The organism is Roseibium sp. (assembly GCF_965233565.1).
GTDB lineage: Bacteria > Pseudomonadota > Alphaproteobacteria > Rhizobiales > Stappiaceae > Roseibium.
The window spans coordinates 2435384-2449803 of the sequence record NZ_OZ247494.1 but is presented as its reverse complement, the minus strand read 5'-3'; the positions used below and the strand labels follow the sequence as shown (position 1 = coordinate 2449803).

The window sequence follows — 14420 nt, the reverse complement described above, 5'->3', positions numbered from 1 at the left end:
CGAATCCGGCCGTATTGTCCCGTTAACTATGCGGGGGAAACCATGCGGAAGCGGCTTTCATCTAAACTGGCACTTATGTTTCTGGCCGGCGCACTGACCATGTGTGTCGCCATCGTTACTGTGACTTCGATCATTTCCCGGGACGTTGCCAACGGCCAGGCGGACGCGGGTCTGCAAAGCGCAACCAGTGCAAAGCAGAAAGTGCTGGAACTGTCGCTTGGACAGGTCAAGGACAGCGCAGCGTTCTTCGTCACCCTGGAAGGGGCGAAGGACAGTCTGATGAAGACCATGGTCGGCTGGAAGAACCTGACGGGGAGCCTGAAGGACGAGGAAGGCAAAAGCCCGACCACGGAGCTTCGCCGCATCTTTGTTGACGACAATCCGCACAAGGATCAGCGCCATCTTCTGGTCGAGGCCGCAGAGAGCAACTACTATGTGAACAACCACAAGGTTGTGCATCCGATTTACCAGGACCTGATCGGCCAGGGGCTCTTCTCCGATGCCGCGCTGACCAACCCGGACGGGTTCATCACCTACACCTATCGCAAGGGGCCGGAATTCGGTTACCACGTGGACGATGCTCAGATTGCCGGTCATCCGGTCCAGGTCGCCATGGGCAAGCTCCATGCTGCCGCGAAGGCCGAAACCCTTGCAGGCGGTCAGATCTATTCGTCCGGTTTTGTCACGGCCGAAGACGGATCCGTCACGGCGGTGCTGGCGGCACCGGTGTTTTATCTTGACCGTTTCTTTGGCGCGGTTGCCTTCACGGTCGACATGCAGCATCTGGCCACGCTCCTCAACGAAAAGACCGGGCTTGGTGAAAGCGAGCTGGTGTTCCTGTCGGATTCCGCTGGCAAGCTGGTTCGGCTCGGAGCGGAGGGGCAGGCAGCTGCCGTTCATTCCATGTCCGACATCCGCGTGGACAATCGCCTGCTCAGCCTGGAAGAAGGTGTCTATCGTTTTGCGGAGGCCAACAACACCTTCATTGACGCGCCGTTCGGCGTGGTCGCTGCGGTGAAGCAGACCGAACTGTCAGCTGCAGCCGACCGGATTACGTTTGGCGCCGTGATTTCCGGCTTTCTTTGCCTCGTACCAATCGTCGGTCTGATCTGGTGGGTGACACGGCGCATGTTTGCACCGATGGAACGCTTGTCGGATGCCGCGCGCAAGATCGCTGACGGCGATTTGGAAGTCGCCGTCGAAGCGACGGAGCGGTCTGACGAAATTGGCCGTATGGCGCGCTGCATCGAGGTCTTCAAGGATAATTCCGTTGAGCGTGAGCGCCTGGCCGCGGAACGAAAGGTCGGCCATATCGCCCGCGAAAAGCGCGAGAAAATGATCGACTCGCTGATCGGCGAGTTCCGGGCGGAGTCCCAGGCGGTGCTGGAGCTGGTGGAAACCAATATCGCACGGGTTGAGGATGTCTCTTCTGCGCTGAACGAGCGCTCGGCCTCGGCGTCCGACCAGGGGCAGACGGCGGTCTCCACATCGGAAAACGCCTCGTCCAACGTTCAGGCGGTCGCCTCGGCGACAGAAGAACTCAACGCGTCGATTTCGGAAATATCCCGACAGGTTGAAACCACGGCGTCCATCGTGTCCCAGACCACGACCGCTGCGCAGAGCTCCAACTCCAAGATCTCGGGTCTTGCGGAAGCCGCCAACAAGATCGGTGACGTCGTGTCGCTGATCTCCGAGATTGCCGAACAGACCAACCTGCTGGCCCTGAACGCAACCATCGAAGCCGCCCGAGCCGGCGATGCCGGCAAGGGCTTTGCGGTTGTTGCCTCCGAGGTGAAATCGCTGGCCGGGCAGACCGCAAAAGCGACCGAAGAAATCTCGACGCAGATCGCCGCGATCCAGGCATCGACCACAGAAGCGGTAGAAGAAATAGCCCGGGTGTCGGAATCGGTCGAAGAGGTCAACTCCTATACGACGACCATTTCCGATGCGGTTCAGCAGCAAGGGGCCGCGACAAGCGAAATCTCGCGCAATGTCGCTGAAGCTGCCGATGGTACGCGCAGCGTGGCCAACACGGTGGCCTCGCTCAATGAAGGCGTTGCGGAAAATTCCGAGGCGGTTGGTGACATGCTGACAGCGACCCTGGAAATGAAGCAGCAGGCGGAGCATCTGCGCGCATCGGTCGAGAAATTCCTGTCCGAGGTTGCGGCCGCGTAGTCGCGACCATAGGTAAGACAGAGTTGGGCCGTCCGGTCGGGTGACCGGGCGGCCGTTTCTTTTGAACAGGTGAGGTTTACCGTGTCCGACTGGCCCGATCTCTCCGGCCGCCTGGAAGAAGGTGGTCATGTCCTTCCCGTCCGGGTCTATTATGAAGACACCGATTTTACGGGCATCGTCTATCACGGAGCCTATGTGCGGTTTTTTGAACGGGCCCGGTCCGATTTCCTGCGCCTGATGGGCATTCACCACGCGGATATGGCGTCAGGTGCTCATGGTACCAGCCTGGCCTTTGCAGTGCGCTCCATGACCCTGGACTTCCAGAAGCCGGCGCGGATCGACGATGTCCTGGAAGTTCACACCAGTCTTGCGGAATACAAGGGCGCGCGAATCCGGCTCGATCAGCTGATCCATCGCGGGGATGAACTGCTGGTATCGGCCGCGGTCACGGTTGCCGTGATCACCGGGGAAGGCCGACCGACCCGGCTGCCGCAGATCCTGTCCGAGCGGCTTCAGAACCACGCGCCTTCGGAAAACACCGACAATTGAACTGCTTGGCCGAAACCAGGCGCGGACATGTGCCTCAGGAACGGAAAATAGTTTCAATACACTTTACTGCGTTAATCTTGCAGTAACCTTAATTGATTCCTTTAAGGGGGGACGTTCTTTGACCAGAAAGTCCCAGTTTTGACAAATTCAAACGTCAGAGAGGCGACTGGTCATGAGAACCGGTCGAAGATTTCCGGTTCCTCGCTGTCGTTTCGCAACCTTGAACGCAACCAGCGGCAGCCGACCCAGGGGTCATTGAAATAATGGAAACACTTGTCGAATCGACATTGGCAGCGCCGGAAGGCGGCATTTCGTTTTTCGCGCTGTTCTGGCAGGCGCATCTCGTTGTTCAGCTCGTCATGATCGGCCTCCTGGCCGCGTCGGTCTGGTGCTGGGCCATTATTGTCGACAAAGTCATGCTGATTGGCCGGACACGGCGGCAGATGAACCGGTTCGAAACCGTGTTCTGGTCAGGCCAGTCACTCGAGGAGCTTTACAACACGCTTCACAACCGCGTGAACCACTCCATGGCGGCGTTGTTCGTGGCGGCCATGCGCGAGTGGAAACGCAGCCATGAAGGTGCGCGCCCGGCGATCGGCAGCCTGCAGCAGCGCATCGACCGGGTCATGGACGTCACCATCCAGCGGGAGGCCGAACGCCTCGAAAACCGCCTGCTCATTTTGGCGACCGTTGGCTCGGCGGCACCTTTCATCGGTCTGTTCGGCACGGTCTGGGGCATCATGACAGCCTTCCAGGCGATCGCGGCTTCCGAAAGCACGAACCTTGCCGTTGTCGCTCCGGGTATCGCCGAAGCCCTGTTTGCAACGGCCCTTGGCCTGTTGGCAGCCATCCCGGCGGTGATTGCCTACAACAAGTTCAACAATGACGTCGGCAAGGCCGTTGCCCGCATGGAAGGGTTTGCGGACGAGTTTTCGGCGATCCTGTCCCGCCAGATCGACGAGAGGGGCTGAGCCATGGCCATGCAGGTCGGGTCCGGACAGTCAGGAGGGCGCCGCGGACGGCGTCGGCAGCGGCATGCACCGATGAGCGAGATCAACGTGACGCCGTTCGTCGATGTCATGCTGGTGCTCCTGATCATCTTCATGGTGGCTGCGCCGCTGCTGACTGTCGGCGTGCCGATTGATCTGCCTGAAACACGCGCCAAGGCGCTGGAAGGCGATACCGAACCGATCACGATTTCGGTGAACTCCAGCGGAGAAATCTTCATTCAGGACACTCCGATCACGATCGAGGAAATCGTGCCGAAACTCGAGGCGATTGCCGAGAACGGCTACGATGAGCGCATCTATGTGCGCGGCGATCAGGATGCGGACTACGGCACCATGATGCGTCTCATGGGCCGGATAAGCGCGGCCGGGTTCAAAAGGCTCGGTCTTGTCACTCTGGAAGAACGGGACTCGTAAAGCGTCATGCGCGCTGGTCTCATCGCGTCTTTGGCCGGTCATTCGGCAATTCTGGTCTGGGGCTTGATCGCCTTTCCGAACGCGGAGAGCTTTTCCGTGCCGCAAGTGGAATCCCTGCCGGTCGACCTGATCCCGGTAGAAGAGTTCACGCAGTTGAGGCTCGGCGAAAGAACCGCCGAGATCCGCGATGTGGCGGCCGTTCAGCCGAGCGACACACCTGACGAAGAGCCGCCTCAGCCTGCGGACAGGCCGGGCGACAGTCAGGTGGAACAGCCAACGCCGCCAACACCTGCGCCCGCACCAACGCCGGCGCCCGCTCCCGAGCCGGCCCCGGTTGCCGAGCCGGAGCCCGAGCCAGCGCCCGCGCCGGAACCCGTGCCGGCGGCTGAACCGGCTCCAGCCGCAGAGCCGGAACCGGCGCCGGAACCAGAACCCCAGCAGGAAGCGGCCCCGGCGCCGCAACCGATCGTCACGAGCGTGGCGCCGCGGTCGAAACCGACGCCGCCACGCCGTTCGCCCGAGCCGCCGCGGGACGATTTCAACAGCAACGATATTGCCGCGCTCTTGAACAAGACCGAACCTGCGCGCCAGTCCGGCAACGCGTCCGATCAACCGGCCTCGCTCGGGTCGCGCTCCGGCGCTCAGAATATCCGCATGACCCAGTCTGAGCTCGATGCTCTCCGGGGCCAGGTCTCCCAATGCTGGAACCCGCCGGTGGGTGCAGTCGGTGCGGAAGAACTGAAGGTGCGTGTGCGGTTCAACCTGTCACAGGGCGGGGAAGTCGTTGGCGCGCCGGAGATCCTGAATTCAAGCGGCAATCCGGCCTTCCGGGCGGCCGCAAGCAGCGCAACACGTGCCATCATGCGCTGTCAGCCATATTCTCTGCCAATTTCCAAGTATGAAGCTTGGCAGGAAGTGATAATTAATTTTGACCCGAGAGAGATGATCATCGGGGGATAGTTCGGACAGACCGGACAATGTCGATGAGGGAGCTGTATTGCTCATGCGTGGAATACTGAAACACATTTCTGTTCTCGCAGGCCGGAAGGTCCTGGGGGCCGCCATTGTTGCCGCAGCTCTTGTTGCCATCGGGCCGCGCCCGGCGGTTGCCCTTGTTGAAATAGACATCACACAGGGCAATATCGAACCCCTGCCAATTGCCTTGCCGTCCTTTTCCGCAGAGGGAGGAGACAGCAAGCTGGCCAGTGACATGACCAATGTCATCGCGGCCGACCTGAAACGTTCCGGGCTGTTCAGGCCGCTCGACCCGGCCAGCTTCATTCAAAAGAACATGAGCGTGAATTCCACGCCGCGGTTTGGTGACTGGCGCCAGATCAGTGCCCAGGCGCTGGTCACCGGAACGGTGATCAAGCAGCCGGACGGGCGTCTGCGCGCAGAGTTCCGCCTTTGGGACGTATTTGCAGCCGAGCAGATGCTCGGTCAGCAGTTCTATACCACGCCGGAAAACTGGCGCCGGCTGGCGCATATCATCGCCGATGCCATCTATGAACGGCTGACCGGCGAAAAGGGCTATTTCGACACCCGCATCGTTTTTGTCGACGAGACCGGCCCCAAGGACAAACGCGTCAAACGCCTTGCCATCATGGACCAGGATGGCGCCAATACCCGGTATCTGACACGGGGCGATGATCTGGTGCTGACGCCACGCTTCTCGCCGACCAGTCAGGAAATCACCTACATGTCCTATGGCGGCGCCGATCCGAGCGTCTACCTGCTCAATATCGAGACCGGCCAACGGGAAATTGTCGGCAACTTCCCGGGAATGACCTTCGCACCCCGGTTCTCGCCGGACGGCCAGAGCGTCATCATGAGCCTGCAGCAGGGCGGCAACGCGAATATCTTCAAGATGGATCTGCGCTCGCGCCGCACGACGCGACTGACCAACACGGCGGCGATCGACACCAGCCCGTCCTATTCACCTGACGGAAGCCGGATCGTGTTTGAAAGCGATCGCGGCGGCACGCAGCAGCTTTACGTCATGGGGGCAAATGGCGGGCAGGCGCAACGCATTTCGTTCGGTCCGGGACGGTATTCGACGCCGGTGTGGTCGCCGCGCGGCGACCTGATTGCCTTCACCAAGCAGCATCAGGGCCGCTTCATGATCGGTGTCATGCGTCCGGATGGCAAGGGCGAACGCATCCTGACAGAAGGGTATCACAACGAGGGACCGGCCTGGTCGCCGAACGGACGTGTTCTGGTGTTTTTCCGCGATACGCCAGGAGCAACCGGCGGGCCGCAGGTCTGGACTGTTGATCTGACAGGTTACAACGAACAGCGTCTGGAAACACCGGCCTTTGCGTCGGACCCGTCCTGGTCGCCTTTGATTGACTAGAAATCTGACAAGCACGGCACGGCGTTTGGGCGTGCCGTGTTAAGCTTTCGCTAACCATCTTTGAAAAGACGTTTTTTACCGGTTTTGGCTAGAAAGCGTTTACCAAGAACCGGGTGGTCCGGAACCAGGGTTTGCGGGGCTGGGGATTATGGAGACAGGAATGTTCAAACGAGTAAATGCCGCGGCTGGCGCGCGATGGATTGCGGTCTGTTTCGCCGTGATGTTCGTGGCCGCGTGTGCCCAGACGAGGACCGACGGGCCGACGAGCAACGTGAAACCCGGCACGGGTCAGGACTTTGTCGTCAATGTGGGTGACCGCGTCTTCTTCGAGGAAGACCAGTCGGTGCTGAACGCGCAAGGTCAGACAACACTTGCGAGCCAGGCCAAATGGCTGAGCCGCTATTCGCAATACACGATCACCGTGGAAGGCCATGCCGATGAACGCGGTACGCGCCAGTACAATATTGCGCTGGGGGCGCGGCGTGCGCAGGCCGCCCGCGATTACCTGGTGTCCCAAGGCGTGAATGCTTCGCGGATCCGTACCATCTCTTATGGCAAGGAGCGCCCGGTGGCGGTCTGCAACGACAACAGCTGCTGGTCACAAAACCGGCGCGCGGTTACGGTGCTGAACAACGCAACCAACTGATCGGAGCCATCCGAGGAATTTGAGGCCGGGCCATGTGCCCGGCCTTTTTTGTGTCTATTTTCCATGCCGAACGGTTTGAAGGCGAAAATCTCTGCTGTTTCGCCAATCCACGCCAAAATTTAGCCGAAGTCGAAGCGCTCTGTGCACTTGAGTAGAAAACCGGTCATGATAAGACATCATGCGGAAGGATCTGCAGGCATGTCGCGAACAGATCCCCCCAACCGGAGGAGCGAATGCAACATTTCAAGGGACTGGCAGGTCTCCTACTGGCGCTGGTGATGATCGCCACCGCCACACCATCCGAAGCCCAGTTGTTTGGCCGCCGCAACGACGAGTCTGCCGTGCGGATCAGCCAGCTGGAAGAGCGGATCCGGGTGCTGACCGGCCAGATCGAGCAATTGTCTTTCCAGCTACGTGAAATGCAGGACCAGATGCGGCGCATGCAGGAAGACAACGAATACCGGTTCCAGCAGCTGGAAGGCGGTACTCCTGGGAAAAGATCCGATCTTGCGCCCGGTTCGGGCGCTCCGGGTCTTGATGCGAACGGCGTGCCGCGATCCGGCACGCTGGCGGCACCCAATGGCGGGCTTGCCACCTTGCCGGCCGATGGCTCGGGTGATGCCACCTGGGACCAGTCGGGCGGTTATGACAACAGCCTGCCTACGGACGGGCCGATCGATCTGTCGGCCCTGGCCAAGGGCCTGGAAACTGTTCCGGGCACAGGCCAGGACCTGGCGGCCGATCCGGGTCTGACGCTCGACGATGACCAGATCGCGAGCGTAATCGGCAGCGGAGATCCACAATCTGACTACGACAGCGCGTATTCGCTTGCCGTGAACGGCGATTATGTCGGTGCGGAAGACGGCTTCCGGACCTTCCTGGAGAGTTATCCTGACGATCAGCTGGCGGCCAACGCGCAATACTGGCTGGGCGAAAGCCTTCTTGCCCAGCAGAATTATCGCGAGGCGGCCGATGCCTTTCTGAAGACCTATACGGACCATCCCGGCAATTCCAAAAGCCCGGACAGTCTGCTGAAGCTTGGCGTGTCATTGCGCGGGCTTGGCGAAGGTGAAGCCGCCTGCGCCACATTCTCCGAACTCCTGAACAAGTTTCCGAATGCCGCGCCTGCCGTTCTGTCCCAGGCAAGGGACGAACGCCGCCGTGCCCAGTGTTCCTGATGGTCCGGTTGAGCCTCAAGGGCTCCCGGATGACGTGGTTGATGCCCTCTTTTTCAATCTGAAACGATTTTCCCGTCTGGCTGTTGCCGTCTCTGGTGGCGCGGATTCCCTGTGCCTCATGACGCTGCTTGCCGAATGGAAACAACGCTCGGCCTGGTCTGGTCAGCTTGAAGTGCTTTGTGTCGATCATGGCCTGAGGCCGGAAAGTGGCGCGGAAGCTGCCTTTGTTGCCACATGTGCTGAAGAGCAGGGGCTGGACTGCGCAATCCTGCGCTGGACCGGTGTGAAACCGGACCATAATCTGCAAGAAGAAGCGCGCTTTGCCCGATATCGCCTGATGGCAGGTCACATGGCAAAATCCGGCGCCGAGGCGTTGCTTCTGGGACACCATCTCGATGATCAGGCGGAGACCTTTCTCGATCGTCTGACCCGTGGCAGCGGGGTTGCCGGACTGAGTGCCATGGCGGCTGATGACACCAGCGGTCCGGGGGGCTTGAGGTTGTTGCGACCGTTGCTGACGATCGAAAAGACGCTCCTGGAAGCTAGCCTGACGGCGCGCGGCAGGACCTGGTGCACCGATCCGTCCAATGAAGATGACCGATACAAGAGAAGCCGGCTGAGGTCTGTTCTCGCGCTGCTGGCGCAGGAGGGGCTGACAGCGGAGCGGCTGGCGCGGACCGCGGACAATATGCGCAGGGCAGGCGAAGCATTGCAGGCAACCTTGCAGGACCTTGCCGAAAAACACCTGGTGGAACATGCCGCCGGCCCGCTCAAACTGGAGCGCGCCGTCTTTCGCGCAATCCCCGAGGAGCTCCGCCTGAGGCTCATCACCTTGATGATAGCCCGCGTGACAGGAAGTTCTCCCCGCCCGCGGCTGCGCAGTCTGACCGGATTGAACCGGATGCTGTCCGGAGACCGGCCTTGCCGCCTGACGCTGGCGGGTGCCGTTTTCGAGGCAGGACCCGAGACGGTCTGTTGCTGGAAGGAAAGGGGGCGAACCCCGCCGGAAACGTTGGTCGGCCTGAAGGGCCGCGGTGTCTGGGACAATCGCTATGTCTTCTCGGTCGTCGGCGAACCGGACGAGCCAGCGGGCATCCCGCTTCAGCTCGGTCCGCTGTCGGATGCGCCCGTGTCATCAAAAGAAATTGACTGGCCGAAAGGGTGGCCGAAAGCAGCATTCGACTGTGCCCCGGTTGTCTGGTGCGGCGAGCGTGTGCTGATGCTCCATGCCCTGACCGCCCTTCTCGAGCCTGGGACCAGTCATCCGGAAGGCGGCATAACCTTGGAACGCCTGCCAATTCACGCTAAATTGCTCGGTAACTATGTCGATGATGGAGACGTGGCTGAGGAAAACTAGAGTTTTCCCGGCTTCAAAGATCTGATAGACGTCCGGGCTTAAGAAAATAGTCAGTGCATCTGCGCAACTATGGCGCACCGCCTTGGCAGCGGGCCTCGGGCGACCTATCTTCGCCCTAAGGAAAATATGACCGCGCGCTAGTAACGTCGCGTTGGGCGGTTAAGGAAACGAAATGAACGCACATTTTCGCAACTTCGCTCTTTGGGTGATCATCGCACTTTTGCTGATCGCGCTGTTCCAGCTGTTCCAAAGCCCTGCGCAGCATGGCGCTACCAATGACATTGCCTATTCGGACTTCATGAAACAGGTCGACAATGGTGAAGTCAGGGAAGTCACGATCCAGGAACAGAAGATTACCGGCAGCTATAACAGTGGCGGTGCCTTCCAGACCTATGCGCCGGACGGGGCGCAATATGTGAACGAACTGCGCGAAAAAGGCGTTCTGGTCAATGCGCGTCCGCCTGCTGAAAGTTCACCTCTGCTGAGTGCGCTGTTCTCCTGGTTGCCGATGCTGATCATCCTCGGCATCTGGATCTTCGTGATGCGCCAGATGCAGGGCTCCGGTGGCAAGGCGATGGGCTTCGGCAAGTCTAAGGCCAAGCTTCTGACCGAAGCGCATGGCCGCGTGACCTTTGAAGACGTCGCAGGTATCGACGAAGCCAAGGAAGATTTGCAGGAAATCGTTGAGTTTCTGCGTGACCCGCAGAAATTCCAGCGCCTGGGCGGCCGCATTCCGCGCGGCGTTCTGCTTGTGGGCCCTCCGGGCACCGGTAAAACGCTGACGGCGCGTGCCGTTGCCGGCGAAGCCAATGTGCCGTTCTTCACGATTTCAGGTTCCGACTTCGTTGAAATGTTTGTCGGTGTGGGTGCGTCCCGCGTCCGCGACATGTTCGAACAGGCCAAGAAAAACGCACCTTGCATCATCTTCATCGACGAAATCGATGCGGTTGGCCGTCATCGCGGCGCCGGCCTTGGCGGCGGCAATGACGAACGCGAGCAGACGCTCAACCAGCTGCTGGTGGAAATGGATGGTTTCGAGCCGAATGAAGGCATCATCATCATCGCCGCCACGAACCGTCCGGACGTGCTTGATCCGGCGCTGCTGCGTCCCGGTCGTTTCGACCGCCAGATCGTCGTTCCGAACCCGGATATCACCGGTCGTGAAAAGATCCTCAAGGTTCACATGCGCAAGGTGCCGCTGGCTCCGGATGTCGACGTCAAGACATTGGCACGCGGCACCCCGGGCTTTTCCGGCGCGGACCTGATGAACCTCGTCAACGAAGCGGCGTTGTTGGCGGCCCGGCGGTCGAAGCGGCTGGTCACGATGGCCGAGTTCGAGGACGCCAAGGACAAGGTCATGATGGGTGCTGAACGCCGCACCCTGGTGATGAGCGAAGAAGAAAAGAAGCTCACCGCCTATCATGAGGCCGGTCACGCCCTGGTGGCGCTCCATCAGGAGGCGTCCGATCCGATCCACAAGGCAACCATCATTCCGCGCGGCCGCGCGCTTGGTATGGTGATGCGTCTGCCGGAGAAGGACCAGGTGTCCCTGACCCGCGCAAAGTGTTATGCAGACCTTGCGGTTGCCATGGGCGGGCGTGTTGCCGAAGAAGAGATCTTCGGACACGATAAAGTCACCTCCGGTGCCTCCGGCGACATCCAGATGGCAACACGTCTCGCGCGTGCGATGGTCACCCAATGGGGCATGTCCGAGAAACTCGGGCTGATCTCCTACGGGGAGAACCAGGAAGAGGTTTTCCTTGGCCACTCCGTGGCGCGCCAGCAGAATATCTCCGGCGTGACCCAGAAGATGATCGACGAGGAAATCAAGGCCTATGTCGACCGGGGCTACGAGACCGCGCACAGGATCCTGACGGAACATGAGGATCAACTGCACACGATCGCCAAGGGCCTGCTGGAGTACGAAACGCTGTCCGGCGACGAAATCAAGGACCTTTTGAATGGCAAGCCGCCGGTGCGCGACACCGACGACGACCAGCCGATCGGACGCTCGTCTGCGGTTCCGACCGCTGGCGCCAAACGCGGCGGCGACGAAGCCAGCGGCGGCATGGAACCGCAGCCGTCCTGATCTTCGCGACATTCAACGATCTGACAGATGCCCGGTCATGACCGGGCATCTTTCGTTGGGGAACCGTTCAGTCGTTAGTGAATAGTAACAATTGCTCACATATTTTGAATCGTGAGCGCCCGCGTTTGCGCTTAAATAGGCGCAAGACAAACACTTCAGACAGGCATAATTGATGCGCAAGTTTTTCGGCACTGACGGTATCCGCGGTCAGGCGAACAAATATCCCATGACCGCTGAGATGGCTCTCAAGGTGGGCATGGCGGCCGGGCTGGTGTTCAAGAATGGCGGGCACCGTCATCGCGTGGTGATCGGCAAGGACACCCGTCTTTCGGGTTACATGCTGGAAACGGCGCTGGTCGCCGGGTTCACGTCCGTGGGTATGGATGTGTTTCTGCTGGGACCAATGCCGACGCCTGCAGTTGCCATGCTGACACGCTCGCTGCGCACGGATCTCGGAGTGATGATTTCCGCTTCCCACAATCCGTTTCAGGACAATGGCATCAAGTTTTTCGGTCCGGATGGCTTCAAGCTCAGCGATGAGATCGAAAAGACCATCGAAGACATGGTCGAAAGCGACATGACACCGCTTCTTGCCGGGACGCGTGAACTTGGGCGTGCCAAGCGCATCGACGGTGCACAGCAGCGCTATATCGAATTTGCCAAACGCACCCTGCCGCGGGAAATGAGCCTGGAAGGCCTCCGGGTGGTTATCGACTGCGCCAATGGAGCAGCCTACAAGGTGGCTCCGGAAGCCCTTTGGGAACTCGGGGCGGACGTCATTTCCATGGGGGTTTCCCCGGACGGTTACAACATCAACGAGGATTGCGGTTCCACGTCCACCGATGCCCTGTCGCGCAAGGTGCACGAAGTCCGGGCCGATATCGGCATTGCGCTGGACGGGGACGCCGACCGGGTGATCATCGTGGACGAGAACGGCACAGTCATCGACGGTGACCAGCTGATGGCCGTGGTGGCGCAGTCCTGGCAGGCACATGACCGGCTGTCCGCGCCCGGTATCGTGGCAACGGTCATGTCCAATCTCGGGCTCGAGCGCTACTTGCAGGATCTGGGACTCGGCCTTGCCCGTACCAAGGTGGGCGACCGTTACGTGGTCGAGCACATGCGCGCAAACGGCTACAATGTCGGCGGCGAGCAGTCCGGGCATATCGTCCTGTCGGATTTTGCGACCACTGGCGACGGGCTGATTGCCGCACTGCAGGTGCTGGCCTGCGTCAAGGATCAGGACCGGCCGGTTTCGGAAGTCTGCAAGAGATTTGAGCCGGTGCCGCAGATCCTGAAAAATGTGCGCTACAAGGGCGGACTGCCGCTGGAGCAGGATCAGGTCAAGTCCGCTATTGAAGATGGCGAGGCCCGTCTGGGCACGTCTGGCCGTCTTGTGATCCGGGCATCGGGAACCGAACCCTTGATCCGTGTGATGGCGGAAGGGGACGATGCCGATCTCGTCAAGCAGGTCGTCAATGACATTGCCGGCGTGGTCGCCAGCGCCGCAGCCTGAAATCTCCAATTCGGATTTCGAAGCCGCCATTAGACATGGCGGCTTTTTCATTTGCATTCCGGATCGTGTTGTTAAGCTTTCCTTAAGGTAAAAAAACGCGGTTAAGGAACAGAGTTAAGTCACAATTAATGAATTCTCGTCAGTATGCTTTCAAGTTTGATGTGTCCGACCATTGGTTGAAGCGGACGCTCACTGGAAGAGGACGAGGACATGGACAATTTCATTAAGCGTTTGTCTTTGACCGGCTTTGCTGTTGTGCTTTCCACTGCGGGCTACGCTGCGGACTTGCCAACTCCGGTCATCGAGCACGTGCCGATTGCTCCGGCTGCGGCTGGCGGATTCTATTTGCGCGGTGATATCGGATACAAAATCTATAGCGACCCAAGCGGTAGCTTCAACGATCCTGTGATCGGTGATCTGCGTTATGAGCGGGAAAGCATGGATAATGCCTGGATGATCGGCGTTGGTGTTGGCTACCAATTCAACGATTACTTCCGTACCGACCTGACGTTGGACTATGAGACACGTGCGACGGCAACTGGTTATGCTCCTTGCGTGGGCTGTGCAACAGCAGGGCAGTTCTCGAAAGAGCAGGCTGACATAGATGTCTGGACTGTGATGCTAAACGCCTATGTAGATGTTGGTACCTGGAATCGGATCACGCCCTACGTAGGGGCCGGTATTGGCGCTGCATATGTGAACACCAGCAACAAAAAGTCATTTAACCCGGATGGCTCAAGCCCGACTTATGACGGGGATAACGGCCAATGGAACTTTGCTTGGGCGCTGATGGCAGGTGCTGAATATGCGTTCACGCCGAATTGGAGCCTTGACGCCGGCTACCGGTACAAGAATCTCGGCGAAGCCAAGAGCGTTAAGCTTGTTGGCGTTGGTTCGGGTGGTACGCGAGAAAGATGGGAAGATCTGACTGCGCATGAGTTCCGCCTCGGTGCACGCTACAACTTTAACACTACTTCGGCTCCAACATATTACGAACCGCAGGGCCCGATCACGAGCAACTTCTGATCCAACAGGATCTGAAAACAGAAAGGCCGGTCTGGGGACCGGCCTTTTTTGTTTTTGATTTGCGTCGGCGTTTCAGTAGAAACGGCAGGATGATCGTTGGCCGGAAC

Annotated in this window: 12 protein-coding genes; all 12 read left to right on the top strand. The window is 59.6% G+C overall.

Annotated elements, in window-relative coordinates:
• The first annotated feature begins 42 nt into the window (after positions 1-42).
• Positions 43-2175, top strand: coding sequence for a methyl-accepting chemotaxis protein (locus ACO6TG_RS11180; RefSeq protein WP_422378243.1), 2133 nt, complete (start codon positions 43-45; stop codon positions 2173-2175).
• A gap of 81 nt (positions 2176-2256) precedes the next feature.
• A complete protein-coding gene (gene ybgC, locus ACO6TG_RS11175; RefSeq protein ID WP_422378242.1) occupies positions 2257-2724 on the top strand; it encodes a tol-pal system-associated acyl-CoA thioesterase in 468 nt (155 codons plus the stop codon).
• Between the two features lie 263 nt (positions 2725-2987).
• On the top strand, positions 2988-3695 hold the full coding sequence (gene tolQ, locus ACO6TG_RS11170) for a protein TolQ (RefSeq protein WP_094072454.1): 708 nt from the start codon (positions 2988-2990) through the stop codon (positions 3693-3695).
• 3 nt (positions 3696-3698) lie between these two features.
• Positions 3699-4148, top strand: a complete 450-nt coding sequence (gene tolR / locus ACO6TG_RS11165; RefSeq protein ID WP_422378241.1) for a protein TolR — start codon at positions 3699-3701, stop codon at positions 4146-4148.
• Positions 4149-4154: 6 nt separating this feature from the next.
• Positions 4155-5108, top strand: a complete 954-nt coding sequence (locus ACO6TG_RS11160; RefSeq protein WP_422378240.1) for a TonB C-terminal domain-containing protein — start codon at positions 4155-4157, stop codon at positions 5106-5108.
• A 43-nt stretch (positions 5109-5151) separates the two neighbouring features.
• Positions 5152-6501, top strand: a complete 1350-nt coding sequence (gene tolB, locus ACO6TG_RS11155; RefSeq protein ID WP_422378239.1) for a Tol-Pal system beta propeller repeat protein TolB — start codon at positions 5152-5154, stop codon at positions 6499-6501.
• 160 nt (positions 6502-6661) lie between these two features.
• Positions 6662-7147, top strand: coding sequence for a peptidoglycan-associated lipoprotein Pal (gene pal, locus ACO6TG_RS11150; RefSeq protein ID WP_094072450.1), 486 nt, complete (start codon positions 6662-6664; stop codon positions 7145-7147).
• 233 nt (positions 7148-7380) lie between these two features.
• Positions 7381-8325 (top strand): tol-pal system protein YbgF, encoded by a 945-nt coding sequence (ybgF, locus tag ACO6TG_RS11145; RefSeq protein WP_094072449.1) that lies wholly within the window; start codon positions 7381-7383, stop codon positions 8323-8325.
• Positions 8309-9682: a tRNA lysidine(34) synthetase TilS gene (tilS, locus tag ACO6TG_RS11140; RefSeq protein ID WP_422378238.1), complete on the top strand. Its 1374-nt coding sequence runs from the start codon at positions 8309-8311 to the stop codon at positions 9680-9682. The genes ybgF and tilS overlap by 17 nt, the downstream gene beginning before the upstream one ends.
• A gap of 172 nt (positions 9683-9854) precedes the next feature.
• A complete protein-coding gene (ftsH, locus tag ACO6TG_RS11135; protein ID WP_094072446.1) occupies positions 9855-11771 on the top strand; it encodes an ATP-dependent zinc metalloprotease FtsH in 1917 nt (638 codons plus the stop codon).
• Between the two features lie 172 nt (positions 11772-11943).
• Positions 11944-13287 (top strand): phosphoglucosamine mutase, encoded by a 1344-nt coding sequence (glmM, locus tag ACO6TG_RS11130; RefSeq protein WP_422378237.1) that lies wholly within the window; start codon positions 11944-11946, stop codon positions 13285-13287.
• A gap of 210 nt (positions 13288-13497) precedes the next feature.
• Entirely contained in the window at positions 13498-14313 is an 816-nt protein-coding gene (locus ACO6TG_RS11125) for an outer membrane protein (RefSeq protein ID WP_422378236.1), read from the top strand.
• Positions 14314-14420 lie beyond the last annotated feature (107 nt).